This window comes from Stenotrophomonas sp. YJH_SMC_101-4 (genome assembly GCF_059370395.1).
Map to the genome: position 1 here is coordinate 551,871 of NZ_JCAFTP010000002.1, position 26,167 is coordinate 578,037.

Consider the following 26,167-nt stretch of genomic DNA (forward strand, 5'->3'; position numbering starts at 1 on the left):
GCCTCCGTGGCCGAACTCCTTGCGGAGCACCCCGGCACGGATGGGGGCAGCAGGTGTGGATTCACCGGTGACGTCCGGTGTGGACGGTCTCCCGCGCACGCAGGCGGCAGGAATCCGGTCGATTATAGCCCGCTCGGTGCGCTCGCTGCAATTGCCGGGTCCGGCACGGTCAGATCGATCACGCGGCCGTCCTGCAGCCGGGCCTGGAAATGGCCACGGGCATAGCCGTTGGCATGGGCGGGGAGGGCCCAGCGACGCTCCCGGCCCGCCAGCAGGTAGCCGGCCAGTCCCGGCAGCAGCAGGGTGCGGCGGCCATCGTCGGCGACGAACGCAAGATCGTGCAGGCGGGCGTGTACGGTACCTGCGTTGCTCAATCGCAGAAAGGGATGTGACGTACCGGGTTCGATCCCGGCATGCAGCTCCGGCCACGCCAAGGGCATGGCGTGTCCCCTGAACAAGGGCAGCGAGTACCGTGGCAGGTCCGGTTCAGTGGGAGCCAGAAGCACCCGGTAGGCCTGCTCGACGGCAATGGGTGACCTGTCCCGGGGCAGCAGCCAGATGCGTTGGCGGGTGCCGGGCGGGAGGTCGAGCCGGGCAGGGCTGGCCAGGATCTGGTCGCTGGGCCGCAGCTTTTCCGCGTCGGCCTGCTGTTCCCAGCTCAGGATCCGAACCTCGCCCTGCCAGCGGCCGGGACCGGGGTTGTACAGCCACAGCTCGCTGTGTCCCCCTTCGGCTGGCAGCTGCAGGGTGGTCGGCACCAGGTCCAGCGCCGACGCGGGCAGCGCCAGCAGCAGTACCAGCAGGCTGAGCAGGGTACGCATCAGTAGATGACGGTCACGGCGGGCGCCGCGTCGTCGCTGTCGGCCGGCGGCGCGAGATCGCGGATCTGTTGCGGAAGCTCGGGCGCGTCGCTGCGCTTGTGCGGTGCCGCGCATCGGGTGTTGCCGGCATCACCGCTGCAGCCCTCGACCACGGTCAGCCGGATCTGCAGGGGTGTACTGCCGGGATCGGCCCACGCGGGCGTACTGGCGACCAGCATCGCCCCGATCAGAAGTGCGCGAACCACCTGCCATCCACCGTGCTGTAGGACCCGTTGCGCGGTATCGGCAGGATGCGCCGGAACTGTAGAGCCTAGCCCATGCTCGGCTTGCCGGATGCCAGAAAATGAAGCCGAGCATGGGCTCGGCTCCACAGGGGACTCAATAGGTGATCGTCACCTGCACCAGATCGTTGTAGGTACCGGCCGCGGGCTGGCCGGTGACCGGCGGCACCCGGCCATAGATGGTCAGCTGCTGCGCGCTGCCACTTCCGGTGCCACCAACGGTATCGACGTTGAGGGTATTGCCCCAGCGCAGGCTGCGCGCGGCATCGCGGTACAGCTCATAGGGGAGGTAGTAGGTGCCGCTGCCAATGGTGGTGGCCATGCGCCGGGTGGTGGAGGCGGCGGGGTTGTTCTGGCCGTTGTTGAGGCTGATCTGGTAGGCAGTGTTCTTCAGGCAGGTCAGCGTGAGCGTGGCGGTCCGGTCGATGTTGGCGGGAATGCTGCCGGTGACGTTGCCGAAGTCCATGCTGGTGGTGACGTAGCTGCCGCATTGCGGCAGCACGTTGGCAGTGGCGGTGAAGCTGAAAGCCCCACTGGCGCTGTTGGTGCCGGTCGCGCCGCCGTTGCAGGTGGCCGGTACGGTGGCGGTGCCGAGCAGGACTTCGTTCCAGGCCCAGGTAAGTACCACGTTGGCGCCGCTGAAGGTGCTGCTGTAGGCACCCGAAGCGAGGATCTGGTTGGCAGGGATCTGCGCGAACAATTGCACGGACTGCGCACCGCTGCCGCCGGTCAGCAGCGGCACGCTGTAGCTCATGGTCAGTTCCTGCGCGGGTGGCGTGCCGCGCGGCACCAGGCCGGTGGCCTGGCTGTAGCTGGCGGTGTTGTACAACTGGAAGTTCATGGTGTCGCTGGTGGAGGTGGACATCGTGCGGAAGGTGGAGCTGCTGCCGCCGCCACTGCCGGCGCCGATACCCACGCAGACGCGGACGCCGGTGGTGGCCAGCAGGCTCAGTGCGGCGGTGGTGCAGGTCACCGTGATGTTCAGCGTTGCCGCTGTAGGGCCGGGAGCGTTGCTGTTGATGTTGCCGAATGGCAGGGTCGGGTTCGCGATTGCCGTGCAGACCGCTGTCGCCCGGGCCGGCAGTGCCGCGAGCAGGCCGGCGACCAGCAGCACGCCGAGCAGCAGCACCCTCACGGCGCGACCTCCGGAATGCACTGCAGCGGTGCCGGCTTCGGCCGGGCGCCAGACGCCACCACCTTGGGCTGGTCGGGTACCTTCACCCGGCACTGGCCGCGGCTGGTGGTGATGTACAGCACGCTGCCGGCAGCGATGTCTTCCAGGTACAGCAGGCCGTCATAGCCCACCGTGGCCTGGCGTCCATCGGGCAGCTGCACTTCGCTGCCCACTTCCAGTGGCTGCCCGTCCATGCTCTGAAGCGTCAGGCTCAGAGAGGGACGCGAGCGCAACTGGAACGTCACGTGGGTACCGGCGCGCTGGCGCGGCGTCACCCAGTCCTCGATGCGGTCGGCACGTATGTCCTCGGGCAGGTCCAGGGTGTCGATCGAGACCCGGTTGCGCTGCCAGGACAGCAGCGGGCTGACCAGCAACAGGCCACGATCATCGGTGACGCCGATCAGGCGGTTCTCCAGACGCACCGGCACGCCGCCGACGCCGTTGGTGCTGATTACCGCGAACGCGTCCGAGACCTCGCGGGTGGCGAACGCGTGCCCGCTCATCCAGACCAGGCTGCCACTGGCGCTGCCGTAGGCATAGTTGAGCCCGCCCTGGCGCGAGGCGCCGAACGAGTAGCGGCCGATGTCATTGAGGATGCCGACTTCGGCCAGGCCGCCGTTGCCGTCCTCGCCGTGGCGCACCTGCGCGCGCCAGCCGATGCCGCCTGCACTGCCATCGCCGGGCACCGGCTGGGTGACGTCGGCCACCCAGGTCTGGCTGTCGCCGTTGCGCTGGCTGGACAGGCTGGCCTGGCGGTTGTTGCCCAGGCTGGCGGTCACTGACAGATAGATGCTGCGGTCATCACTCTGGTCCAGGTTCTGGTTCACCGACAGGTAGGCCGACCAGCGCTGGCTCCAGGTGCGCGACCAGAACAGGCTGGCATAGCGGTTGTCTTCGCCATCGGGGTAGCGCAGGCGCAGGTAGCTGGCGCTGAGCGTGCCCAGCCGCAGCAGATCCAGCCCGACCGTGGCCTGTTCGCTGATGCTCGGCGGCAGGTTGCCCTGCAGCGCGCCGAGGTCACGGTAGTCGCCGTGGCTGCGCACGCTGCGCAGGTTGACGTTGAGACGGCGGTTGTTCCAGCTGTAACCCAGTGCCCACTGCCCGCCCTGCAGGCCGTGATGGTTGCTGTGCGCGTAGGCCGCATTGAACACGCCGGCGCCGCCCAGCAGCCACCAGCCGCCGATGCCGGCCTGGGCCAGGCCACCTCCGCCCTCGGCATGCGCTTCACCGGTGAAGGTATCGCTGATGCCGCCGCGCCAGCTGGCACTGGCCACGGTGCGATCGTCGTAGGCGAAGGAGCGCTGGCCGAAGTCCTGGCGCAGGTGGCCGACGCCGACCGACCAGTCGGACAGTCCCTTGGCCAGCAGTTGCTGGGTGCCATAGAAACTGAAATCCAGTGTCTGCATGCGGCCGAATGCGTCGGTGACCACGACCTGTGCGTTGCCGGTGCCGCTGATGCCTGGCTGCGCGGCCAGCTGGAACGGACCGACCGGGACCTGGCCGCTGTACTGGCGCAGGCCGTCGACATACAGCTCGACGGTGGAGGGCACCACGGCCTGGCCGAGGAAGCTGGGCGTGGGAGTGAGCACGCGATACGGCTGCAGGCCGTAGTTGCGGCCGATCTGCAGGCCGCCCAGGCGCACCGGGCGGGTCCAGTCGACGAAGCCGCTGTAGAAATCGCCGACCTCCAGCGTCATCGCCTTGTCGGGGAAATCCAGGCTCCAGCGCGTATCCAGGCGCACGCTCTCACCGCGCCAGCGACGATCGCCGGGCTGCTGGTAGCGTCGGCTGACCGCGGTGTTTTCGAAGGTGCCGTTGCCGACGCCGAACAGGCGCAGTTCCGAGCTCAGGCTGAGGTTGCCGAGCGTATCCACCCGGCTGCCATACACGTCATAGTTGAGCAGCAGTCCGGGTGAGGCACTGCCTGCAGGGGCGCGCGTCTGCGGGCGGCTGAGCACGGTAGTCGGCAGGGTCAGCTGGTCCAGCGGCACGTCCAGCGCCAGGGTCTGCAGGCGTGCGTCATAGCGCACCACCGCGCCGCTGATCTGGTCCAGGTACACCGGTGCATCGCCGTTGGCGTTGAAGCCGAGCTGGCGCAGCACGTCGGGGCTGGCCTGCAGGCGGCCACGGTTCTCGATGAAAGGCATCAGGCCGCGTGGGGTGCTGTTGAGCGCCACGTCCAGGTACAGCGTCTGGTTGGCGGTCAATGGTGTGGGCGGTGGCAGGATCGCATCGGCGGAGATGCCTGATACATCGGCGGCGGTGGCCGCTGCACCGGACACATCGGCGGCTTGGATCGCCGCAGGAGCCAGGGCAGCAAGCAGCGCACCCATCAACGCCTCAGCGAGCCGATGGAGGCGACAGCGGCGTCTGTTCCGACTCGCCATTGAGCTTGGCCGTGATCTGGTCGTTGTCGCGGTCGATCGCCGTGCGCTCGATCGGCCAGCGCATCACCTGCCCGGGCAGCACGTATCCCAGCAGTCCGGGATGCACGATGCGCGGGCGCGTGGCACTACCCAGCGCGAGATCGGCGATCTGCGCATAGCTGTTGCCCGCGTTGGCCACCTCGACGCCGTTGCGGCCATCGGGCAACTGCACCAGGCGGGCCTGCAGCTGCGGCGCAAGCTTGCCGGCGGCGGGCTGCACGAACACCGGTATCGAATAGCGCAGCACGAACTGCATCCCTTCGGCACGGGTGGCCAGATCGGGCACCTCGTCGACGATCAATCGGTAATGCTGCTGTGCAGGCGGTGGCGTCCTGTCCGGACGCATCACCCGGACCAGCTGCTGCTGTCCGGCAGCCAGTTCCTGCATCGGCGGGGTGACCACCAGCCCATCGGTGGGCAACAGTTGTTCCTGCCCGTCCTGCTGCACCCAGCGGAACACCCGCACCTGCAGCTTCACCGGCGAGGTGCCGCTGTTGGTCAGCCAAAGCTCGCCGGCGCGCTGGCGCGCTTCCAGCTGCAGGCTGGTCGGGGCGACCTGCAGGCTGGTGGCTTCGACCGGGGCGGCGAGTACCAGGCTCAGGACGAGCAGCGCCACGCCGGTGGCGCGCCACGGGCGGGGTCGGGCCATGCGGGCGTGCTCCATCAATAGGTGATCGTGGCGGTAACCGTATCCAGGTAGTTGCCGGTCGCCGGGTTGTTCGTACTGAGGTTCAGGATCTGGCCGTAGACGATGTAGGGCACGGCCAGCCCGGTGCCGATGCCAGCCTGGGTGTTGGTGCCGGAGGTGGCACCCCAGACCAGGGTGTGTGCGGCGTCCTGGTAGAGCTGGTAGCCGACGTAGTTGTTGGCGGTCACCGCGGCGTTGGTGTTCTTCATCCGGCGGGTGGTGACGTCATTGGCGGTGCTGGCGTTGGCACCTGCATTCAGTGAAATCGTGTACGGGGTCAGTGCCGAGCACTGGGCGGTGACCGTGCCCTGGCCCAGGGTGGGGGTCGCCGTGGTCGAGGCGGCGGTGCCGAAGTCGACGTTGGTGGCCGCCGCGGCGGTGATGGTGCAGGCCTTGGTGACCACCAGGGTGACATTGAAGGTGGTGGTGTCTGCGGCCAGGGCCGGGCTGGACAGCAGAACCCCGGTCAAAGCCCAGGCAAGCGGGGAACGAAGCGCGGATCGCATGGACAACCTCCCTGACCCGAAGGTCCGTTGAACAAGGCGAAGGCGGCACGTTCGGCACCGCTTCGGCGACGGTGACCCCAGCTTAGGTGGCGTAAGTGTCTGTATTCCGTGATAAATGAGGAGGCGAAAGGGTGGTGGGGGTCACGCTTTCACTTTCCTTGCCGGAACCGTGCATGGCCCGGATCGCCAGTTGGGTGGCGTTCGTTCAGATTGTGGCCGGATCGGCGATAATGGCGGCCATGAGCGTGAATCTGAAAACCCCGCAGGAAATCGAGATGATGCGAATCGCTGGCCGCCTGGCCAGCGAAGTGCTCGACATCGTCACCCCCCACGTCAAGCCCGGTGTCACCACCGAGGAACTGGACCGCATCTGCCACGACCACATCGTGAACGTGCAGGGCGCCATTCCGGCCAACGTCGGCTACCGCGGCTTCCCGAAGACCGTGTGCACCTCGGTCAACAACGTCATCTGCCATGGCATCCCCAGCGAAGGGAAGGTGCTCAAGGATGGCGACATCATCAACATCGACGTCACCGTCATCAAGGATGGCTGGCACGGCGACACCAGCCGCATGTACTTCGTCGGCACGCCGTCGGTGATGGCCCGCCGCCTGGTGGAAACCACCTACGAAGCCATGTGGCGCGGCATCCGCGCGGTACGCCCGGGCGCCACGCTGGGCGACATCGGCCATGCCATCCAGAGCTATGCCGAAGGCGAGCGTTTCAGCGTGGTGCGCGAGTACTGCGGCCACGGCATCGGCAAGGTCTACCACGATGAGCCGCAGGTGGTGCATTACGGCCGCCCGGGCCAGGGCCTGGTGCTGCAGCCGGGCATGACCTTCACCATCGAGCCGATGATCAACGAGGGCACCCGCTACAACAAGGTGCTGCCGGATGGCTGGACCGTGGTGACCAAGGACCGCAAGCTGTCGGCACAGTGGGAGCACATGATCGCGGTCACCGAGACCGGCGTGGACGTGCTGACCCTGTCGCCGGGCGAGTCGCAGGTCTCCTGAGGATGCTGCCGGCGAGTTCGCTGCTGGACACGCCGGCCGCGTCGCTCAACGACCCGGACTGGGCTGCTGCCGCGCGCCAGGCGCTGCAGCAGGCTGACGCGCGCCTGTACCGCCGCTTCGACCAGGGCGACAACATCGAGCGCCTGCTGGCGCTGCGCGCGCGCGCCGCCGACCATCTGATCCGCCTGGCGTGGCAGCGTTGCCTGGCCGCCGATAGCGGGCTGTCGTTGTTCGCGGTGGGTGGCTATGGCCGCGGTGAACTGTTCCCGCGATCGGACATCGACCTGCTGGTGTTCGGTGATCCGCCGGCACAGTTGGCGCATGAATCCGCACTGGCACGCCTGTTCGCACTGCTGTGGGACTGCGGGCTCGCAGTCAGCCATGCGGTGCGTTCGGCGCCGCAGTGCCGTGAGGCGGCGGCGGACCAGACCGTGCTGACTGCACTGATCGAGGCGCGCCCGATCCTGGCCGATGATGCGGCACGCCGCGCGCTGCGCGAGGCCATCGACGATCGGGAACTGTGGCCGGCACGCGCGTTTTTCCTGACCAAGCTGGAAGAGCTGCGCAACCGCCACCAGCGTTTTGGCGACACCGCCGACAACCTGGAGCCGGACCTGAAGGATGGCCCCGGTGGCCTGCGCGATCTCAACACGCTGGGCTGGATGGCACTGCGTGCCTTCGGCGTGCGTGACCTGGAGGCGCTGGTCGGGCTCGGCCATCTGGGCGCCGACGAAGCGGCAGCACTGAAGCGCGAACGTGCGGTGCTGGCGCGGCTGCGTTTCGGCCTGCACCTGGTGGCGCGACGCCCCGAAGAGCGGTTGCGCTTCGATTACCAGAAGACCCTGGCTGCACGCCTGGGCTTTGAAGACGATGCCGAGAATCTCGGTGTCGAGAAGATGATGCAGGGCTTCTACCGCGCCGCGCTGGTGGTGCGCCGGATCAGCGACCGCCTGCTGCAGCGCTTCGAGGAGCAGTTCGACGGCGAGGCGCAGCCGGAGCCGTTGACCGTGGGCTTTTCCCTGCGCCGTGGCTACCTGGCGGCCAACGAAGCCGACTGGCCGCGCGGCGATATCGGCCAGGTGTTCGCACTGTTTGCCAGCTGGGCCAACAATCCGCAGGTGCGCGGCCTGCATTCGCTGACCGCGCGGGCGCTGGCTGAAGCGCTGCCGCTGTTGCCGGCCTACGACCAGGCCGACGCCGATGCGCGCGAGCAGTTCCTGGCGTTGCTGCGCGGCCAGCGCCCGGTCGATACGCTCTCGCGCATGGCACGGCTGGGCGTGCTTGGCCAGTGGATTCCCGCCTTCGCCCAGGTCAGTGGGCGCATGCAGTTCGACCTGTTCCATGTCTACACCGTCGACCAGCACACGCTGATGGTCCTGCGCAACATCGGCCTGTTCGCCAGCAGCCGTGCCGACGAGCGCTTCTCGATCGCGCATGAAGTGTGGCCACGCCTGCGCAAGCCGGAGCTGCTGCTGCTGGCCGGCCTGTTCCATGACATCGCCAAGGGCCGTGGCGGCGACCATTCGGAGCTGGGCGCGGTCGATGCGCGCGCGTTCTGCCAGGCGCATGCGCTGAGCACGTCCGACACCGAACTGGTGGCGTGGCTGGTCGAACAGCACCTGCGCATGTCGGTGACCGCGCAGAAGCAGGACATCGCCGACCCGGAGGTGATCCATCGCTTCGCCACCCTGGTCGGCAGCCGCGACCGCCTGGACTACCTGTACCTGCTGACCTGCGCCGACATCGCCGGCACCAGCCCGAAGCTGTGGAATGCCTGGAAGGACCGCCTGCTGGCCGACCTGTACTTCGCCACCCGGCGCGCGCTGCGCGAGGGGCTGGAACACCCGGTGCCGGCAGCCGAGCGCGTGGCCGAGGCGCGTGACAGCGTGCGCGCGCTGGTGCGCGAGCGGGGTTACGACGATGCCACCATCGACCGCCAGTTCGCGGTGATGCCGGATGAGGGCTTCATCCGCCTGCGCCCGGAGCAGCTGGCCTGGCAGGCCGCCGCGCTGGTGCCGGTGAAGCAGGGCCAGGCGCTGGTGAAGGTACGCCGGATCAGCGTCGACGACCCCGCGCTGGAAGTATTCGTGCATTCGCCGGACCGCGACGGCCTGTTTGCCGCCATCGTGATGACGCTGGACCGCAAGGGCTACGGCATCCACCGCGCACGCGTGCTGGACGGCCCGGCCGATACCATCTTCGATACCTTCGAAGTGAACCCGGCCGATACCTTCGCCGATGGCAGCAGTGCCAATCTGGAAGCGGCGCTGCGCGACGCACTCAGTGGTGACCTGTCGCGCCTGCGGCCGTCACGCCGGGTGGTGCCACGGCAGCTGCGGCACTTCCGCTTTGCCCCGCGCATCGAATTCCGCGATGAGCCGGGTGCAACCCGTTTCGCCCTGGTCGCTCCCGACCGCCCCGGCCTGCTGGCCGATGTGGCGTTCGTGCTGCGCAACCAGGGCCTGCGCGTGCATGATGCGCGCATTGCCACGTTCGGCGAACGCGCCGAAGACACCTTCGTGATCAGTGACGAACACGACCTCCCCCTGACTGAACCTGCCCGGCAGCAGTTGCATGACGCGATGCTGGCCTGCCTGGACCCTGATCGAAACGCCGGAGACCCCGCCTGATGGCCACCAAGCCCGCCAAGAAGACCGCCGCGACCCCCAAGAGCGCAGCGGCCCGGAAACCTGCTGCCGCCGCACCGGCCGCGAAGAAGACCACTGCGCCGAAGAAGGCCGCTGCGGTGAAGGCCCCGGCGAAGAAAGCGGCTGCAGCGAAGAAGGCGCCGGCCAGGAGCGCCGAAGCCGTCCGCGCCGAAACCATCGCCCGCAAGTCGCTGCGCAAGCCGTCGGCACCGGGTGTGGAAGAGCTGAAGTTTGGTATCGAGAGTGCCTTCGAGCGCCGTGCCACCTTGACCCTGCACGAGCTGGAAGGCTCGACCAAGCCGCTGGTCAACCGCGTGATCGACGGCCTGGAGAGCGGTGAGTTCCGCGTCGCCGAGCCGGATGGCCAGGGTGGCTGGAAGGTCAACGAGTGGCTGAAGAAGGCCGTGCTGCTGTATTTCCGCGTCAACGACATGGCGGTGGTCGATGCGCGCCCGGCGCCGTTCTGGGACAAGGTCGAATCGCGCTTCGCCGGTTATGACGAAGCGAAGTTCCGCCGCGGCGGCGTGCGCGTGGTGCCGGGCGCGATCGCCCGCCGCGGTACCTACTTCGGCAAGGACGTGGTGCTGATGCCGAGCTTCACCAACATCGGCGCCTACGTCGGCGAAGGCACCATGGTCGACACCTGGGCCACCGTCGGTTCGTGCGCGCAGATCGGCCAGCACTGCCACCTGTCCGGTGGCGCCGGCATCGGCGGCGTGCTGGAGCCGCTGCAGGCCAGCCCGACCATCATCGAGGACCACTGCTTCATCGGTGCCCGTTCGGAGGTGGTGGAAGGCGTGGTGGTCGGTCACCACAGCGTGATCGGCATGGGCGTGTTCCTCAGCCAGAGCACCCGCATCTACAACCGTGCCACCGGCGAAATCACCTACGGCTACATCCCGCCGTACAGCGTGGTGGTGTCCGGCTCGCTGCCGAGCAAGGACGGTACCCATTCGCTGTACTGCGCGGTGATCGTCAAGCAGGTTGATGCCAAGACCCGCAGCAAGACCAGCGTCAACGACCTGCTGCGCGGCCTGGCCGACTGAAGGTGGCTGCGCCGGAGGATCTGGCGCAGTCCGCGATCTACCGGCATCCGTCCGACACCCTGTTCGGGCGGATGCTGCCGCGCCTGCTGCACGCCCCGCGCTGGACCCGGCTGCGCCGCGCACTGTCGCGGCGCTGGCCGATGCCGGCGATGGTCAGCGATGTGCGCGATGTGGTCTACGTGAGCTGGTGGGTCGATGTGCGCCACGCACCATCGCCACCGCCGGGCCATCATTACGTGGTCCATGCCGGACGTACGCCTTACACCATCCTCAGCTACCGTCACGGCCACTTCGGGCCGGCGTTGGCCGGACCGCTGCGCTCCCTGATGCCGTCTCCAAGGCAGAGCAACTGGCGCTGGTACCTGCGTCGTGACGACGCTCCGGACGGGACACCGGTGGTGCTGTTCGACCGCAACGTGATGGACCAGCTACCCTTCGTCGCCGGCGCGCGTGCCTTCAGCGATGCCATGCAGCCGCATCTTTCCACCCGCTTCGAACATGCGGTGCGCACTGATGGCCGTGGGAATACCCGGATCGAAGGCGGGCAGGGCAGTGCGCCGGAGCTGTACCTGCAGTGGCAGGCTGCTGCGGGCTGGGAGGACGCGGCATGGACGGCGGCTTTCGGTGGCCATCAGGCCCTCCTGCGTTTCCTCACCTGCCAGGACGAGGCCATCGCCCGTACCTGCGACTGTCGCTGGGCCAGCACCCGTATCGCGCTGCCGGTCGAGATCGACCGCCTGCAGCCGCTGCAGCTTGAAGGCGAGCTGCAGTGCCCGCGCCTGCAGGCGCTGGGTGTGAACCTGACCGAGGGGCTGGCCTTCCTGCTGCCACGGGTGCCGTTCCGGGTCGTGTCCGAGCGCCTGTTGTGAGATTCTGGCCCTCTGTTTTCCAGCATCACAGATGGCCATGAGCACCACTGTCTACGGTTTGAAGAACTGCGATACCTGCAAGAAGGCGACCAAGTGGCTGGACCGCTTCGGCGTGCCGTACACCTTCGTCGACTACCGCGACAACAAACCCAGTCCGGAAACCCTGCTGGCGTGGGCAGCGCAGCTGGGTGGCCTGGCGGCGATGGTGAACAAGTCGTCCACCACCTGGCGGCAGTTGCCGGACAACCGCAAGGCCGCCGATTCCGAGGTCGAATGGAAGCTGCTGCTGCGCGAGTACCCGCAGCTGATCAAGCGCCCGCTGGTGGTCACCGCCGACGGCACGGTCAGCCAGGGTTTCAGTGACAACGGCTTCAAGGCCCGCTTCGGCGTGGGTGACGCATGAGCGCGGTCCTCGACCTGACCTGCGAACTGATCGCACGACCCTCGGTGACGCCGGATGATGCTGGCTGCCAGGCACTGCTGGCGGCACGCCTGAAGCAGGCCGGGTTCCAGTGCGATCACCTGCGCCTGGGCGAGGTCGACAACCTGTGGGCGACCCACGGCCAGGGCGCGCCGGTACTGGTACTGCTGGGCCATACCGACGTGGTGCCGACGGGTCCGCGCGAGGCCTGGACCAGCGACCCGTTCACGTCGCAGATCCGCGATGGCGTGCTGTATGGCCGTGGCGCCGCCGACATGAAGGGCAGCGTGGCCGCGTTCGTGGTCGCCGCCGAGCAGTTCGTCGCCGCGCATCCCGATCACCCCGGTACGCTGGCGGTGCTGCTGACCAGCGACGAGGAGGGCGACGCCATCGATGGCGTGCGCCACGTCGCACGGTTGTTCGCCGAACGCGGCCAGCGCATCGACTGGTGCATCACCGGTGAGCCGTCATCGACCGCGATCCTGGGCGACCTGCTGCGCGTGGGGCGTCGTGGCAGCCTGTCGGCCAAGCTGCGCGTGCAGGGCGTGCAGGGCCACGTGGCGTATCCGGAAAAGGCACGCAACCCGATTCACCAGGCGGCTCCGGCCCTGGCCGAACTGAGTGCACGGCGCTGGGACGAAGGCTACGAGAGCTTTCCGCCGACCAGCCTGCAGATCTCCAACATCCACGCCGGCACCGGTGCCAACAACGTGATTCCCGGCGAGCTCGAAGTGGATTTCAACATCCGCTACAACCCGCACTGGGATGCGCCGAAGCTGGAGGCGGAGATCACCGCACTGCTGGACCGGCATGGCCTGCAGTACAGGCTGAAGTGGCACCGCAGCGGTGAGCCGTTCTACACCCCGGAAGGCACGCTGCGCGCCACCGCCCGTGCAGTGCTGGCCGAGCACATCGGCCGTGCCCCGGAAGAAAGCACCGGCGGCGGCACGTCCGATGCTCGCTTCATCGCGCCGCTGGGTGCGCAGTGCATCGAAGTGGGGCCGGTGAACGCCAGCATCCATCAGGTGGACGAGAACGTGCGCGTGGACGAACTGGAAGCACTGCCCGGGCTGTACCAGCGGCTGGTGGAACGGCTGCTGGTGTAAGGACGGTGAGGTGGGAATGGTGGGTGCCGACCGTTGGTCGGCACGCCCCCGCCGGGGCTGCATCCCTGTAGAGCCGAGCCATGCTCGGCTGATGTCTACCGGCAGAAGCAGCCGAGCATGGCTCGGCTCCACTATTCCGAAAAGAGGAAGAACGGCGGCTCGACCGCTTTCTTCCAGTAACTCGGCGCCGCCATGTAGAAGCGCTGCGCCTCGGCCTTGGCAAACCAGCGCGCCGCCGCCTCGGTGTCCTTCTCCACCCCCGGCGCGCTGCGGCCCAGCAGCAGCCCGGCGAAGTACTGGCCGAACACATTGCCCTTCTCGCCAGCGCGCTGGTACAGCTGCAGCGCACGCGCCGGATCGCGCGGCAGTCCCATGCCCCCCTCCAGCAGCGCGCCCAGGTCTACCTGCGCTTCGGCATCGCCACGCTCGGCACGGCGCTGGATCTGCGCAACCCGCGGATGCACGGTGTCATCCTGTGCGGCCACCGCATCCGGCAGTCGCGACGACGAACTCGGGTATCGCTTGTAGATCATTTCGCGCAGGTCCCAGCGCAGCGCCTGTTGCGCGTCGCCACGCTGACGATAGGCCTTGGCGAGTTCGTAGAACGCATAGGGATTGCCGTGGTAGGCCGCCGCCAGATAGGCGCGTTCGCCACGTCGCCAGGATGCGCGCAGCACCGGTGCCGGGTTGATGTGGGGGCTGTCGGCATGGCGCAGCGTGCCGGAGATCCAGATCCGGCCCAGTGCTTCTTCCGCCCTGGTGTTGTGGAAGGTCCAGGGGGCGACCGCTGCGGCACGCTCGTAGTAGGCGATGGCGCGCGGATCGTTGAAGCGCTCTAAGGTTTGCGCGGTATCGAAGGCACCCTCGAAGCTGCCGTCGGTGCCGCGTTGTTCCAATGCCTGCCGCTGGGATTGCGGCAGCGTAGAAGGCGGGGGCAGGGTCTGGCAGGCCGCCAGGCCCAGGCAGAGCAGGGCGGCCAGTGCCCCGATGCGTCCATTGCAGTGTTGCATTCCTGTTACACCGGTTCAGGGCGCGCCATTGTGCGCCTCAGGCGTGGTTGCCGACGCAACTGTTGCGCCGCGCCGGAAACCGGGGTAGGGTCGATGCCATGTCGATCCGCCTGGCCACCGCCGTCAATAACAACAACCGCAATAATCTGCGCGCGAATAATCGTGCGCGGCCGATGCGGGACTGCGCCCTGGGTAGATAGACAGCAACACACGCCCGGACACCAGAAAACCCGCATCAGCCGATGCGGGTTTTTTTGTGCCCGGGCGCCGCCCACCCGGGCCTGGATGGCCGGTCGAACACCTTCCCACCCGTGAAATTCCCCAACAGGAGCTCCCCCATGTGTTCGATCTTCGGAATCTTCGGCCTGCAGGCCGGTGACGATCTTCCGGCCCTGCGCCGCCATGCGCTGGAACTGTCGCAGCGCCAGCGCCACCGTGGCCCGGACTGGAGCGGCGTGTACCTCGACGAAGGCGCGCTGCTGGTCCACGAGCGGTTGGCCATCGTCGACCCGGCCGGTGGTTCGCAGCCGCTGCTGTCGGCCGATGGCCAGCTGGCGCTGGCGGTCAACGGCGAAATCTACAACCACCAGCAACTGAAGGCCGCACTGACTACCGCCTACGACTTCCAGACCGGTTCGGACTGTGAAGTGATCAACGCGCTGTACCGCCAGGGCGGATCGCCGGCGCAGTGGCTGGAGCAGCTCAACGGCATCTTCGCCTTCGCCCTGTGGGATCGTGCTGCCGGACGCGTGCTGGTGGCGCGGGATCCGGTTGGCGTGGTGCCGTTGTACTGGGGCCACGATGCCCAGGGGCGCCTGCGCGTGGCCTCGGAAATGAAGGCGCTGGTCGATACCTGTGCCGACGTCGCGCAGTTCCCGCCGGGCCACTATTTCGACAGTGCCCGTGGTGAGCTGGTGCGCTACTACCAGCAGCCGTGGCGCGACTATGCCGACGTGCAGGGCCGCCAGGCCGATCTGGCCGAACTGCGCCAGGCGTTCGAGCATGCGGTGGAACGCCAGCTGATGAGCGATGTGCCGTACGGCGTGTTGCTGTCCGGTGGCCTGGATTCGTCGCTGGTGGCGGCAGTTGCCGCACGCTACGCGCGTCGCCGCATCGAGGATGGTGGGCAGACCGAAGCCTGGTGGCCGCGGCTGCATTCGTTCGCGATCGGTTTGAAGGGCTCGCCTGATCTGGCCGCCGCCGCGATCGCCGCCGAGGCACTCGGCACCGTGCATCACGGCTTCGAGTACACGTTCGAGGAAGGCCTGGATGCACTGCCGGAAGTGATCCGCCACATCGAGACCTACGACGTCACCACCATCCGTGCATCGACGCCGATGTTCCTGCTGGCACGACGGATCAAGGCGATGGGGGTGAAGATGGTGCTGTCCGGCGAGGGCAGCGACGAGATCTTCGGTGGCTACCTGTATTTCCACAAGGCGCCGGATGCGCGTGAATTCCACGACGAGCTGGTACGCAAGCTCGACGCCCTGCACAACTACGACTGCCTGCGTGCCAACAAGTCGATGATGGCCTGGGGCGTGGAGCCGCGCGTGCCGTTCCTCGACCGTGAGTTCCTCGACGTGGCGATGCGCTTCGATGCCGCGCACAAGATGGTCGGTGCCGGGTTCGGTGGCCGTCGCATCGAGAAGGCGGTGCTGCGCGAGGCGTTCGATGGCTACCTGCCGGACAGCATCCTGTGGCGCCAGAAGGAGCAGTTCAGCGATGGCGTCGGCTACGGCTGGATCGACGGGCTGAAGGCGCATGCCGAAGCGCAGGTGAGCGACCGTGTGCTGGCGGCTGCCGACAAGCGCTTCCCGCACAACCCGCCGCAGACCAAGGAGGCGTACTACTACCGCCACCTGTTCGAGCAGTTCTTCCCGAGCCGCGCGGCCGCCGAGACCGTGCCGGGCGGCAAGTCGATTGCCTGTTCGTCGCCGGCGGCCATTGCCTGGGACGCCAGCTTTGCGGCGGCGGCCGACCCTTCCGGCCGCGCGATCGTCGGCGTGCACGAACAAGCCCTGGCGTAATGCTTCCGCCGGGCACGGCGCGGCGCTACCGAGCGATGGTAGCGCCGGGCCACGCCCGGCGAGCACAAGGAGGACTTAATCTCCTCCGTCCCCTTTTTGCGACGTATCATCGGCGCCCTGCACATTGGGGAATGTTCATGGACGTACCGCGCGGCAGCCAACGGCCGCCGATGAAGTGGGGATGGCGCTATCTGGCGTGGGCCGCGCTGCCCTTGCTTGCCGGTGTACTGCTGGCACGCTTCGCTGGCCCTGCTGCACCCGCTGCGGTTGCCCGCGCTACGGCTGTGGCCGAGGGCGGCTGGGCGCAGCATCTGGCCTCGCCGCTGGGCCTGTTCCTGCTGCAGTTGCTGGTGCTGTTGCTGGTGGCCAAGGGGGCGGGCGCACTGCTGAAGCGGCTGGGCCAGCCGGCGGTGATCGGCGAGATGGCGGCCGGCCTGATGATGGGCCCGCTGGTGCTCGGCAGCCTGTTGCCGCAGCTGCATGGTGCCCTGTTCCCGGTCAGTTCGCTGGGCCCGCTGGGCATGCTCAGCCAGCTGGGTGTGCTGATGTTCCTGCTGGTGGCCGGTGCCGAGCTGGACCTGGCGGCGCTGCGCGGGCGCCGGTGTTTCGCCTTCACGGTCAGTCATGCCGGCATCGCGGTGCCGTTCGTGCTCGGCGTCGCCCTCGCAATCTGGCTGTATCCGCAGCACGGCCCGCAGGGCGTGGGCTTCACTGCATTCGCACTTTTCGTTGGTATTTCGATGAGCATCACGGCCTTCCCCGTGCTGCTGCGCATCCTTGCCGACCGCGGTATCACGCAGACACCGCTGGGGCAGACCGCCATCGCCTGCGCGGCATTGGGCGATGCCACCGCATGGTGCCTGCTGGCGCTGATCGTGGCGGCTGCACAGGCCAGCGGATGGCTGCCGGCCAGCCTCAACCTGCTGTGCGTGGTCGCCTTCGTGGCGCTGATGCTGGGGCTGGTGAAGCCGTGGTTCGCCCGCCAGCAGATCGTGCCGGGGCGTGAAGGGCGCTGGCTGCTCGGCATGCTGCTGCTGTCGCTGGGCAGTGCCCTGATCACCGAGATGCTCGGCATCCATGCGCTGTTCGGTGCATTCGCTGCGGGGGTGGCGGTGTCGTCCAACGCGCAGCTGCGCAACCTGTTGATGGCCCGCGTCGAGCCGTTTGCGGTGACCCTGCTGCTGCCGTTGTTCTTCGCCATGACCGGCCTGCGCATGCGCGCCGATGCGCTGCAGGCCAGCGACATCGTGCTGTGCGCGGTGGTGATCGCGGTAGCCACGGCCGGCAAGCTGCTGGGCACCTTCAGTGCCGCACGCAGTGCGGGCATGCCCACGCGCGAGGCGTGGCGGTTGGGCGCGCTGATGAACACCCGGGGCCTGATGGAGCTGATCGTGCTCAACCTGGGCTACGAGCTGGGCCTGCTCGGCGACCGCCTGTTTGCAGTGCTGGTGATCATGGCGCTGGTGACCACGGCGATGACCGGGCCGCTGCTGAACCTGATCGAGCGGCGCAGGGGCTGACCCGGTAGCGCCGCGCCGACATTCTGTGGAGCCGAGCCCATGCTCGGCTCCGCGCCAGAAGCAGCCGAGCATGGGCTTGGCTCTACAGCGTGCAGCGCACCCTTGGGCATGTGGGTGCCGCCGTCAGCGCGCTGGCACCAGCGTCATCGTGTGCTGCGCCTTGCCGGGCAGGAACGGCGTCGGCCGCCCATGCACCCAGTCTTCGTGGCCGGCGCCCCAGTACGGCGACAGCGGGTGCCCGCTCTGGCCGCCGGGCATGTGCACGATGCCGTCGGCCTCGTGGCCGGGCGAGACCACCATGCGCTCGGAGGCGCCGAAGTTCGGCGTCTGCACCCGCGGCATATCACGGTCGCCGGGCAGCTGGTCGGCGGGCATGCACAGCCAGCGCTTGGCAACCTCGGGCAACGCCCGTGCGATCGGGTGGCAGAGCGCCGCGGTGTTGCGTTCGCCCCAGGTGCGCTTGGCCAGCGGGCCCTGCTTGGCCAGCTCGCTCTCGGTGCGGCGTGCGGCATCAAGCAGCAGCGTGTCCCAGCTGTCGTAGGCCGGTGGCAACAGGTTGGCGGGGCGTTGCTGCAGCATCGGCCAGGCCACACCTTCCAGCTGCGCCAGGCGCGGATCCAGATAGTCATCGCCCAGCTGCGCGTTGGCCGGGGCCAGCAGTGCATCGGACAAGGTATCCATCACCTGCGTGCGGAACGCGCGCACCACCCGGTAGCTGACCGAGCTGGCCGAGGCCCGGCCGCCCCACTGGTGGCTGACGGACTTCAACCGCTTCAGCGCAGGATCGTTACTGCCTTCGATGACGTCATGCAGCAGTGCCCACCAGCGCTGCAGGAACACGGCGCGGTCGTCGAGCTGGATCGCCAGCAGGTCGTGTTCGTCGAAGCGCTCCTGGATCGCCAGCAGGTCGCGGATCTGCCGCGCGCGCGCGCCAAGGTCATAGCCAGCGTTGCCGACGGTAGCCAGCGCCTCGCCGTCGAGGACGCGACCGTTGGCGGTCCACAGGCGATGGTTGGGGGGATCGATCAATGCTGGCGAGGCATCGCTGCGGATCGGCCAGGGGGCGCAGTCCTGGTTGTGGGCGGCGTTGAAGCCGGCCGGCGCGCAGCCCGGACCGCGATCCGGGCGGGCGCCGATCAGCCGCCAGGCGATGCGTCCGCTGCGGTCGCCGACCACCAGGTTCTGCGCGGGGATGCCGGCGTGGTCGGCGAACTGCAGGGCACCGTCCAGGTCACCGGCACGGGCCAGGTCACCGAAGTCCAGGCGCACCGCGCCGGGCAGGTGGGCGACCCAGCGCAGCGCATCGCCACTGCCATCGGCATGGGTATGCAGGATCGGGCCCCAGGCGGTTTCGCGCACCGGGAACAGCACGTCGGCCTGGCCAGCCACGGCGATGCGTTCTTCATGCACGGTCACGGCGGCGTTGGCCGGTTCAGTGCGGTAATCGGCGGTATCGATGTAACTGTTGGTGAAGCCCCAGGCGACGTGCCCGTTGCTGCCGACGATCACCGCCGGCAGGCCCGGCAGCGAGAAGCCGGTGACGTCGACCTGGCCGCCCGCGGCCTGCGGGTCGGGATAGCGCAGGCGCACGCGGAACCACAGGCCGGGTGCACGCAGGCCCAGGTGCATGTCGTCGGCGACGATCGCGCGACCGTCGGCGGTGAGTGCACCGGCCACCGCGAAGTTGTTGCTGCCGATGACATCGGCCTCTTCCTGCCCGGTGCCTGGCGTCCCCTTCAACGTGCGCAGATCCAGCTGGCTGGCATCGGGGAGCGTGGCGTTGCCGGTCGGTTCGCCGAACAGCGGTGCATCCCATTCGGTGCCGTCGTGGGCGATCAGCGCGTACAGCGCGGGCGGCACCACTGCGCGGATGCGGCTGAGCGCAAGCTCGGTCTGGTTGTTCGGATCCTGCAGGTCGGCGTACATGGCCAGACCGGTCAGCACGCTGTCGCTGGCCTGCCAGGGTTGTGGCGACTGCCGCAGCAGCAGGTAGGCCCATGGGCGCACGGAGAGATCGGCCAGGCCCTCATTGACCCCACCGACATAGGCGCTCACGGCTTCGATGTTGCCGCCCAGCGCGGCCTGCAGGTTCGCCTCGGTGCGCGCGCGCAGCCGATGCACGCGCATGCGTTTGTCGGCGTCGATGGCCTTCGGTCCGAACAGCGCCGACAGCTCACCGGCGGCGCTGCGGCGCATCAGGTCCATCTCGAAGTAACGTTCCTGCGCATGCACGCGGCCCAATGCGCGCATCGCGTCGGCCTGGCTGCCCGCAGTGATGGTGACCACGCCCAGCGCATCGCGCTCGATGGTGACCGGCTTGGCCAGCCCCGGCAGCGCATGCTCGCCGTCCAGATCGGCCAGGCTGCCGCGCAGCAGCAGCCACAGGACCAGTGCGGTGACCAGCACGATGGCGATCAACACGCCCAGCACCCAACGCCATGTACGTCGCATCGCACGTCCTTTCCGAACTCGTGGGCCGATTGTAGCCGCAGGCGCAACTGCGACTGATTCCGATTAGATCACCGTATTTTGAAATGCGGCACCCTATGTCACATCGATTCACAGGAGCCCCCCATGAAAGGCAACCCGGACGTCATCGCCTGCCTGAAGGAACTGCTGCGCGGCGAGCTTGCAGCCCGCGACCAGTACTTCATCCATTCCCGCCGCTACGAGGACCAGGGCCTGTTCGCGCTGTACGAACGCCTGAACCACGAGATGGAAGAGGAAACCCAGCACGCCGATGCGCTGCTGCGCCGGATCCTGTTCCTCGGCGGCGACCCGGACATGCGCCCGCATGCCACCGAGCCGGGCAAGACCGTGGAAGAGATGCTGCAGAAGGATCTCGACACTGAATACGCGGTTCGGAACAATCTCGCCGCCGGCATGAAGCTGTGCGAAGAGAACGGCGACTACGTGAGCCGCGACATCCTGCTGGCGCAGCTGAAGGACACTGAGGAAGACCACGCCTGGTGGCTGGAGCAGCAGTTGGGCCTGATCAAGCGCATCGGCCTGGAGCTGTACCAGCTGAGCAAGATCGACGGCAACGGCGCCCCGGCGCACTGAGCCGGCACCGCTCTCTGTAGAGCCGGGCCATGCTCGGCTGCTGTTGGATCCGAGTCGAGCATGGCTCGACTCTACAAAGTTCTGTCGCCCGCCAGCACCGGAGCACCGCCAGCCAGCTTTCGCCAGCCAGCTGCTCCACCGCCCGCCAGCCGACAACGAAAAAGCCGGGGAATGCCCCGGCTTTTTCGTGTCTGACGTCAGGCAAGGCGTGTCAACCGAGGTTGACACCCACCAGGCGGGCGCCTTACTCCACCGACAACCCTTCCACCTTCTGCCAGCCGCGCGGCAGCAGGTGGCCGCGGGTGGCGCGGGCGCCGAGGTAGGCATCCAGCTCGTTGAACTTCAGGCCCATGGTGCGCTGGCCGCTGCGCACCTGCAGGGTCTGCCCCGGGCTGATCGCCACGATGGCGACCACGCGTTCGGTGGCGAGCTTGGCCTTCGGGATCTCGATGATCTTGTTGCCCTTGCCCTTGTCCAGTTCCGGAAGGTCGTTGGCGGCGATCGCCAGCAGGTTGCCGGAGCTGGTCACTGCCACGATGCGATCGGTGGCGACATTGGCGACCACCGACGGGGTCAGCACCGACGAACCTGCGGACAGGTTCAGCATCGCCTTGCCGGCCTTGTTGCGACCGATCAGGTTCTCGAAGCGGGTGACGAAGCCATAGCCATGACTGGAGGCCAGCACGAAGCGGGTGTCCGGCTCGGCACTGGCCAGGGTCACGAAGCTGGTACCCGCTGCCGGCGAGAAGCGGCCAGTCAGCGGTTCGCCATTGCCACGTGCGGAGGGCAGGGTGTGCACCGGCGTCGAGTAGGCGCGGCCTTCGCTGTCGAGGAACGCGACCTGCTGCGTGCTGCGCGCACGCACCGCGCCCTGCAGCCCGTCGCCGTCGCGGTAGGAGAGGGCGGACGCATCGACGTCGTGGCCCTTGGCGGCACGGATCCAGCCCTTCTCCGACAGCACCACGGTCATCGGCTCGCTCGGCACCAGCTCGGTCTCGTCGATGGCCTGTGCGGCCTGGCGCTGCACCAGCGGCGAACGGCGTGCGTCGCCGAACTTCTTGGCGTCGGCGGTCAGTTCATCGCGGATCAGCTTCTTCAGCTTGGCCTTGCTGTCGAGGATGCCGAGGATCTTCTCGCGCTCCTTGGCCAGTTCATCCTGCTCGCCGCGGATTTTCATTTCCTCCAGGCGGGCCAGCTGCTTCAGCTTGGTTTCCAGGATGTACTCGGCCTGTTCCTCGGACAGGCCGAAGCGCGCGATCAGCGCGGCCTTCGGCTCGTCTTCGGTACGGATGATGTGGATCACCTCGTCCAGGTTGAGGAAGGCGACCAGCAGGCCTTCCAACAGGTGCAGGCGGCGCTCGACCTTCTGCAGGCGGTGCTGCAGGCGGCGGGTGACGGTGTTGCTGCGGAAGGTCAGCCATTCGCTGAGCAGCATCTTCAGGTTCTTCACCTGCGGACGGCCGTCCAGCCCGATCACATTGAGGTTGACGCGGTAGCTGCGTTCCAGGTCCGTGGTGGCGAACAGGTGGCCCATCAGCTGGTCGGCGTCGACGCGGTTGGAACGCGGCACCAGCACCACGCGCACCGGGTTGGCATGGTCGGACTCATCGCGGATGTCTTCCAGCCACGGCAGCTTCTTGGCGCGCATCTGTGCGGCGATCTGCTCGATCACCTTCGACGGCGACACCTGGAACGGCAGCGCGGTGACCACGATGTTGTGCGCTTCCTTGGTGAAGGTCGCACGTGCGCGCACGCTGCCGTTGCCGGTCTCGTAGATGTTGCGCAGGTCATTGGCCGCGGTGATGATCTCGGCGCTGGACGGATAGTCCGGGCCCTGCACGTGCTCGCACAGGTCGCGCACGCTGGCATCGGGGTTGTCCAGCAGGTGCAGCAGCGCGCTGACGATCTCGTTGAGATTGTGCGGCGGCACGTCGGTGGCCATGCCCACGGCGATGCCGGTGGTGCCGTTCAGCAGCAGGTGCGGCAGCCGCGCCGGCATCCAGGTCGGTTCCTGCAGGGTGCCGTCGAAGTTCGGTGCCCAGTCGGTGGTGCCCTGGCCCAGTTCGCCCAGCAGCACTTCGGCGATCGGGGTCAGCTTGGATTCGGTGTAACGCATCGCCGCGAACGACTTCGGGTCGTCGCTGGAGCCGAAGTTGCCCTGGCCCTCGATCAGTGGGTAGCGGTACGAGAACGGCTGGGCCATCAGCACCAGCGCCTCGTAGCACGCGCTGTCGCCGTGCGGGTGGTACTTACCGATGACGTCACCGACGGTGCGCGCGGACTTTTTCGGCTTGGACGCGGCGTTCAGGCCCAGCTCGCTCATCGAATAGATGATGCGGCGCTGCACCGGCTTCAGGCCGTCGCCGATGAACGGGAGGGCGCGGTCCAGGACCACGTACATCGAGTAGTCGAGGTAGGCGCGTTCGGCGTACTCGCGCAGCGGCAGTTGTTCGAATCCGTGGAACACGGGGCGGGCAAGTTCGGTCATGCGGCGTTGTTACCTGTTGTCAGGAGGCGGCGACGGCGTCGCCGCTCGCAATCCTGTGATTATCCGGATGCGGCGGGGGATGCCAAGCCGCGTGCAGGGTCCAGCCCAGTTTCCAGGCCGTGGCCGGCCCGTGCCAGGTAGCGCCCCGGCGGCAGCCCGAAGTGGCGGCGGAACACGGTGACGAAGGCGCTGGCGCTGCTGAAGCCCAGCGCGTGGGCGATGTCGGCCACGCTGCGGCCGTCGGTCAGCTGGCGCAGGGCCTCGGACAAGCGGGCCTGCTGCCGCCACTGGGCGAAGCTGAGCGTGGTCTCGTCGCGGAAGTGACGGGTCAGGCTGCGCGGCGACAGGCCGGCCCAATGCGCCCATTCGGCCAGGCTGCGCTCGTCGGAGGGGTCGGCCAGCAGCTGCGAGGCGATCTTCAGCAGGCGCCGGTCGTGCGGCATCGGTAGATGCATGCGCTGGCGCGGCGCGGTGCGGATCTCGTCCAGCAGTACCTCGATGATGTGCTGGCGCTCGGGCGTGGTGTCATAGCCCAGCGGCCATTCGCAGATGCGATCGGCCAGCGCCTGCGCCAGCTTGGACAGGCCCAGCACGCAGGGATCGGCAGGCAGGGTGGCGCAGGCCGGCGCGGCCAGTGCCATGCCCCAGCCGCGCAGCGGGCCGTCGAGGGTGACCGTATGCGGCTCCAGCGGCGGCATCCAGCCGGCCGAGCCCGGCGCCAGTGACCATGTCCCGTGCGAGGTCCGGGTGGTCAACAGGCCGCGCTCCACGCAGATCAGCTGCGCGCGCTGGTGATGATGCCAATCCACTTCTCGGACCAATCCCTGCGGGCTGTCGAAGCGGAAGGCGACAGCCGGTGGCCCGTCATTGCGCTCGAACCAGTCCAGTGCGTCATCCCTGAGCAGGCGCTTGGAAGGGGGAATTTCTGCCTTGTTCATCATATCCGCTGGCTGAAATGTGTCATCCATTGGCTGAATTGTACTACCGGGCCACCTGACCAGATCATTAAGGTAGGCGCCTTCATTGATCCAGCCCACTGCTGCAACACAGCATTCGATGCCAGATCGAATATTTCCATTGAGAAATATTTTTTTTGGAAGAGAATGCTCCCCCATGATCTGTCCTGCAACCACTCCCCCCAGCTTCGGCCTGCTGCTGCGCCAGGTGCGCGACGGCCTGGTCCGTCAACTCGACGCATCCATGGCTGAAGAAGACCTGGGTATCGGTTTCACCCACTACATCGGGTTGAAGGTGCTTTCCAACATGGCCCCGTGCACGGCCAACGAGCTGGCCCAGGCCATCGACCAGGTGCCCAGTGCGGTGACCCGCCTGTTGGACAAGCTGGAGGCGCTGGGCTGCGTCCGCCGCGAGCCGCATGCGCAGGATCGGCGGGCGCTGCAGATCGTACTGACCGATGAAGGCCGCGCGCTGTGGGCGCGGCTGAAGCTGCGTGGCGACGCGGTGATGGATTACGCCCTGCGTGATCTTTCCGCCGACGAGCGCACGCTGCTGCTGTCCCTCCTTACCCGAATCCGCGATTCCCTGACGACCCCATGAACCCGATCCCGCATTCCACTCTCCGCCGGTCCGGGCGCGCGCTGCTGGTGTCAGCGCTGGCCCTGGCCCTGGCCGCCTGCGCCAGCAGTCGTGGCCTCAACCCGCAGGGCCACGTGCTTGACGTGGACAGCCTGCACAGCGAACGCACCTTGGCCGACACCGACCTGAGCGCCACCGGCTTCCCGGCGCAGGACTGGTGGAAGGCGCTGGGCGATGCGCAGCTGGACGCGCTGGTTGCCGAGGGCCTGGCCGGCCACCCGAGCCTGGACGCCGCCGACGCGCGTCTGCGCCAGGCCCAGGCCCAGGTCGGCACCGCACGTGCCGATGAACTGCCCAGCCTGTCGGTGTCCGGTGGCTACACCGGCCTGCGCCTGCCCGAGTCGATGGTCGGCAGCGAGATGGGCGGCCGCTACGGCGGCAGCAGCCAGGTCGCCTTCGACTTCAGCTACGGCGTGGACCTGTGGGGCGGCAAGCGCGCTGCCTGGGAAGCCGCCGTGGACGGTGCGCATGCCGCCACCGTCGAGGCGCAGGCCGCACGCCTGAGCCTGTCCACCGGCATCACCCAGGCTTATGCCGACCTCGCCTATGCGTGGCAGCTCAATGATGTGGCCGAAGAAGAACTGGCCCGCTCGCAGAAATCGCTGGAGCTGACTCGCCAGCGCCGCAGCGCCGGCATCGACAGCGACCTGCAGGTGCGCCAGGCCGAGGCCCGGGTACCGGCCGCGCAGCAGCAGGTGCAGGCCGCACAGCAGCGCATCGACGCCGCCCGCACCGCGCTGGCTGCACTGGTCGGCAAGGGGCCGGACCGTGGCCTGTCGATCCAGCGCCCGCAGCCGCTGAACCCGGTGGCGCTGCAGCTGCCGGGCGTGCTGCCCAGCGAACTGCTCGGCCGTCGCCCCGACATCGTCGCCGCGCGCTGGCGCGTGGAAGCGGCCGACAAGCAGATCAAGGTGGCAAAGACCAAGTTCTACCCGAGCTTCAACCTGACTGCGCTGGCCGGCGTGGTCGCCCCGAACGTGGGTGACCTGCTGAAGAGCAGTTCCACCTTCGCCTACATCGGCCCGGCGCTGAGCCTGCCGATCTTCGAAGGCGGCAAGCTGCGCGCCAACCTGGCCAACACCGATGCGCAGTACGACCTGGCGGTGGCCAACTACAACCAGACCGTGCTCGATGCGCTGCGCGACGTGGCCGACCAGGTCAACGCGGTGCGCTCGCTGGCGCAGCAGGCGCATTCGCAGCAGCAGGCCGTGGACACCGCACGCTCGGCCTTCGACCTGGCCCAGCAGCGCTACCGCGCCGGCATCGGCAGCTACCTGGACGTGCTGACCGCGCAGTCCACGCTGTTGCAGTCGCAGCAGCAGCTGGCCGGCCTGCAGTCGCAGCAGGTGCAGACCTCGGTGCGCCTGAGCAAGGCGCTGGGCGGTGGTTTCCAGCCCGCTGACGCCGACCGCGCACCGATCGCCTCCCATTCCGATTCCTCGCATTCCTGAAGACTTC

The 26,167-nt window shown here is 67.9% G+C and carries 21 protein-coding genes; 11 read left to right on the forward strand and 10 right to left on the reverse strand.

Translation table 11 applies throughout. The annotated features are described in order from the left end of the window. Window positions 1–122 precede the first annotated feature (122 nt). The 6 genes from AC5P8D_RS08725 to AC5P8D_RS08750 form a co-directional block, all read right to left on the reverse strand. Window positions 123–821: a fimbrial biogenesis chaperone gene (locus AC5P8D_RS08725; RefSeq protein ID WP_191863016.1), complete on the reverse strand. Its 699-nt coding sequence runs from the start codon at window positions 819–821 to the stop codon at window positions 123–125. Next, window positions 821–1,066, reverse strand: coding sequence for a hypothetical protein (locus tag AC5P8D_RS08730; protein WP_392421799.1), 246 nt, complete (start codon window positions 1,064–1,066; stop codon window positions 821–823). Before AC5P8D_RS08730 ends, AC5P8D_RS08725 begins: the two co-directional genes overlap by 1 nt. A gap of 133 nt (window positions 1,067–1,199) precedes the next feature. Beyond that, complete coding sequence (locus AC5P8D_RS08735; protein WP_126561131.1) at window positions 1,200–2,237, reverse strand: Csu type fimbrial protein; 1,038 nt, start codon at window positions 2,235–2,237, stop codon at window positions 1,200–1,202. Beyond that, window positions 2,234–4,609 (reverse strand): fimbria/pilus outer membrane usher protein, encoded by a 2,376-nt coding sequence (locus AC5P8D_RS08740; protein WP_414614637.1) that lies wholly within the window; start codon window positions 4,607–4,609, stop codon window positions 2,234–2,236. Before AC5P8D_RS08740 ends, AC5P8D_RS08735 begins: the two co-directional genes overlap by 4 nt. Before the next feature lie 7 nt (window positions 4,610–4,616). Beyond that, window positions 4,617–5,366, reverse strand: coding sequence for a fimbrial biogenesis chaperone (locus AC5P8D_RS08745; protein WP_019336945.1), 750 nt, complete (start codon window positions 5,364–5,366; stop codon window positions 4,617–4,619). Beyond that, on the reverse strand, window positions 5,366–5,896 hold the full coding sequence (locus tag AC5P8D_RS08750; RefSeq protein WP_010486309.1) for a Csu type fimbrial protein: 531 nt from the start codon (window positions 5,894–5,896) through the stop codon (window positions 5,366–5,368). The genes AC5P8D_RS08745 and AC5P8D_RS08750 overlap by 1 nt, the downstream gene beginning before the upstream one ends. Window positions 5,897–6,069: 173 nt before the next feature. Between AC5P8D_RS08750 and map the strand changes: the two genes are divergently transcribed. Genes map through dapE form a run of 6 tightly spaced genes read left to right on the forward strand, consistent with a single transcriptional unit; the run spans window position 6,070 to window position 13,002 of the window. Continuing rightward, complete coding sequence (map, locus tag AC5P8D_RS08755) at window positions 6,070–6,912, forward strand: type I methionyl aminopeptidase (protein WP_019336946.1); 843 nt, start codon at window positions 6,070–6,072, stop codon at window positions 6,910–6,912. 20 nt (window positions 6,913–6,932) lie between these two features. Further along, window positions 6,933–9,542, forward strand: coding sequence for a [protein-PII] uridylyltransferase (locus AC5P8D_RS08760; RefSeq protein WP_425541610.1), 2,610 nt, complete (start codon window positions 6,933–6,935; stop codon window positions 9,540–9,542). Further along, window positions 9,542–10,606 carry a 2,3,4,5-tetrahydropyridine-2,6-dicarboxylate N-succinyltransferase gene (gene dapD, locus AC5P8D_RS08765; RefSeq protein WP_019336948.1) on the forward strand — a complete coding sequence of 355 codons (1,065 nt, stop codon included), beginning with the start codon at window positions 9,542–9,544 and terminating at the stop codon, window positions 10,604–10,606. The genes AC5P8D_RS08760 and dapD overlap by 1 nt, the downstream gene beginning before the upstream one ends. A gap of 2 nt (window positions 10,607–10,608) precedes the next feature. Continuing rightward, complete coding sequence (locus tag AC5P8D_RS08770) at window positions 10,609–11,475, forward strand: hypothetical protein (protein WP_019336949.1); 867 nt, start codon at window positions 10,609–10,611, stop codon at window positions 11,473–11,475. A gap of 31 nt (window positions 11,476–11,506) precedes the next feature. Then, a complete protein-coding gene (locus tag AC5P8D_RS08775; protein WP_010486297.1) occupies window positions 11,507–11,878 on the forward strand; it encodes a Spx/MgsR family RNA polymerase-binding regulatory protein in 372 nt (123 codons plus the stop codon). After that, window positions 11,875–13,002 (forward strand): succinyl-diaminopimelate desuccinylase, encoded by a 1,128-nt coding sequence (dapE, locus tag AC5P8D_RS08780; RefSeq protein WP_043396436.1) that lies wholly within the window; start codon window positions 11,875–11,877, stop codon window positions 13,000–13,002. Before AC5P8D_RS08775 ends, dapE begins: the two co-directional genes overlap by 4 nt. Before the next feature lie 131 nt (window positions 13,003–13,133). Here the strand turns inward: dapE and AC5P8D_RS08785 are convergent, their stop codons facing one another. Continuing rightward, window positions 13,134–14,012 (reverse strand): tetratricopeptide repeat protein, encoded by an 879-nt coding sequence (locus AC5P8D_RS08785; RefSeq protein ID WP_043396434.1) that lies wholly within the window; start codon window positions 14,010–14,012, stop codon window positions 13,134–13,136. A gap of 338 nt (window positions 14,013–14,350) precedes the next feature. On the opposite strand from AC5P8D_RS08785, the gene asnB reads away from it, so the two are divergent. Beyond that, entirely contained in the window at window positions 14,351–16,042 is a 1,692-nt protein-coding gene (asnB, locus tag AC5P8D_RS08790; protein WP_159359949.1) for an asparagine synthase B, read from the forward strand. Window positions 16,043–16,173: 131 nt separating this feature from the next. Further along, window positions 16,174–17,562 carry a cation:proton antiporter domain-containing protein gene (locus tag AC5P8D_RS08795; protein ID WP_159359950.1) on the forward strand — a complete coding sequence of 463 codons (1,389 nt, stop codon included), beginning with the start codon at window positions 16,174–16,176 and terminating at the stop codon, window positions 17,560–17,562. Between the two features lie 123 nt (window positions 17,563–17,685). On the opposite strand, the gene AC5P8D_RS08800 is transcribed toward AC5P8D_RS08795, so the two are convergent. Continuing rightward, window positions 17,686–20,013, reverse strand: a complete 2,328-nt coding sequence (locus AC5P8D_RS08800) for a penicillin acylase family protein (protein ID WP_159359951.1) — start codon at window positions 20,011–20,013, stop codon at window positions 17,686–17,688. Window positions 20,014–20,136: 123 nt separating this feature from the next. Between AC5P8D_RS08800 and bfr the strand changes: the two genes are divergently transcribed. Beyond that, complete coding sequence (gene bfr / locus AC5P8D_RS08805; RefSeq protein WP_010486279.1) at window positions 20,137–20,625, forward strand: bacterioferritin; 489 nt, start codon at window positions 20,137–20,139, stop codon at window positions 20,623–20,625. A gap of 244 nt (window positions 20,626–20,869) precedes the next feature. Here bfr and parC read toward each other — a convergent pair whose 3' ends face one another. Together parC and AC5P8D_RS08815 are read right to left on the reverse strand one after the other, a co-directional pair. Further along, window positions 20,870–23,113 (reverse strand): DNA topoisomerase IV subunit A, encoded by a 2,244-nt coding sequence (parC, locus tag AC5P8D_RS08810; protein WP_109813781.1) that lies wholly within the window; start codon window positions 23,111–23,113, stop codon window positions 20,870–20,872. 59 nt (window positions 23,114–23,172) lie between these two features. After that, window positions 23,173–24,054 (reverse strand): helix-turn-helix domain-containing protein, encoded by an 882-nt coding sequence (locus AC5P8D_RS08815; protein WP_010486276.1) that lies wholly within the window; start codon window positions 24,052–24,054, stop codon window positions 23,173–23,175. Window positions 24,055–24,226: 172 nt separating this feature from the next. Between AC5P8D_RS08815 and emrR the strand changes: the two genes are divergently transcribed. Both emrR and emrC read left to right on the forward strand, forming a co-directional pair. After that, entirely contained in the window at window positions 24,227–24,670 is a 444-nt protein-coding gene (emrR, locus tag AC5P8D_RS08820; RefSeq protein WP_005415875.1) for a multidrug efflux system transcriptional regulator EmrR, read from the forward strand. Further along, window positions 24,667–26,160 carry a multidrug efflux transporter outer membrane subunit EmrC gene (emrC, locus tag AC5P8D_RS08825; RefSeq protein WP_053442751.1) on the forward strand — a complete coding sequence of 498 codons (1,494 nt, stop codon included), beginning with the start codon at window positions 24,667–24,669 and terminating at the stop codon, window positions 26,158–26,160. The genes emrR and emrC overlap by 4 nt, the downstream gene beginning before the upstream one ends. The last annotated feature ends 7 nt before the right edge of the window (window positions 26,161–26,167 follow it).

Coding starts and splice junctions, on each gene's coding strand:
- bfr (WP_010486279.1), top strand. CDS start 20,137: ATGAAAGGCAACCCGGACGTCATCGCCTGCCTGAAGGAACTGCTGCGC.
- asnB (WP_159359949.1), top strand. CDS start 14,351: ATGTGTTCGATCTTCGGAATCTTCGGCCTGCAGGCCGGTGACGATCTT.
- parC (WP_109813781.1), bottom strand. CDS start 23,113: ATGACCGAACTTGCCCGCCCCGTGTTCCACGGATTCGAACAACTGCCG.
- AC5P8D_RS08815 (WP_010486276.1), bottom strand. CDS start 24,054: ATGATGAACAAGGCAGAAATTCCCCCTTCCAAGCGCCTGCTCAGGGAT.
- AC5P8D_RS08775 (WP_010486297.1), top strand. CDS start 11,507: ATGGCCATGAGCACCACTGTCTACGGTTTGAAGAACTGCGATACCTGC.
- AC5P8D_RS08745 (WP_019336945.1), bottom strand. CDS start 5,366: ATGGAGCACGCCCGCATGGCCCGACCCCGCCCGTGGCGCGCCACCGGC.
- AC5P8D_RS08725 (WP_191863016.1), bottom strand. CDS start 821: ATGCGTACCCTGCTCAGCCTGCTGGTACTGCTGCTGGCGCTGCCCGCG.
- AC5P8D_RS08785 (WP_043396434.1), bottom strand. CDS start 14,012: ATGCAACACTGCAATGGACGCATCGGGGCACTGGCCGCCCTGCTCTGC.
- emrR (WP_005415875.1), top strand. CDS start 24,227: ATGATCTGTCCTGCAACCACTCCCCCCAGCTTCGGCCTGCTGCTGCGC.
- AC5P8D_RS08750 (WP_010486309.1), bottom strand. CDS start 5,896: ATGCGATCCGCGCTTCGTTCCCCGCTTGCCTGGGCTTTGACCGGGGTT.
- emrC (WP_053442751.1), top strand. CDS start 24,667: ATGAACCCGATCCCGCATTCCACTCTCCGCCGGTCCGGGCGCGCGCTG.
- map (WP_019336946.1), top strand. CDS start 6,070: ATGGCCCGGATCGCCAGTTGGGTGGCGTTCGTTCAGATTGTGGCCGGA.
- dapE (WP_043396436.1), top strand. CDS start 11,875: ATGAGCGCGGTCCTCGACCTGACCTGCGAACTGATCGCACGACCCTCG.
- AC5P8D_RS08800 (WP_159359951.1), bottom strand. CDS start 20,013: ATGCGACGTACATGGCGTTGGGTGCTGGGCGTGTTGATCGCCATCGTG.
- dapD (WP_019336948.1), top strand. CDS start 9,542: ATGGCCACCAAGCCCGCCAAGAAGACCGCCGCGACCCCCAAGAGCGCA.
- AC5P8D_RS08740 (WP_414614637.1), bottom strand. CDS start 4,609: ATGGGTGCGCTGCTTGCTGCCCTGGCTCCTGCGGCGATCCAAGCCGCC.
- AC5P8D_RS08795 (WP_159359950.1), top strand. CDS start 16,174: ATGTTCATGGACGTACCGCGCGGCAGCCAACGGCCGCCGATGAAGTGG.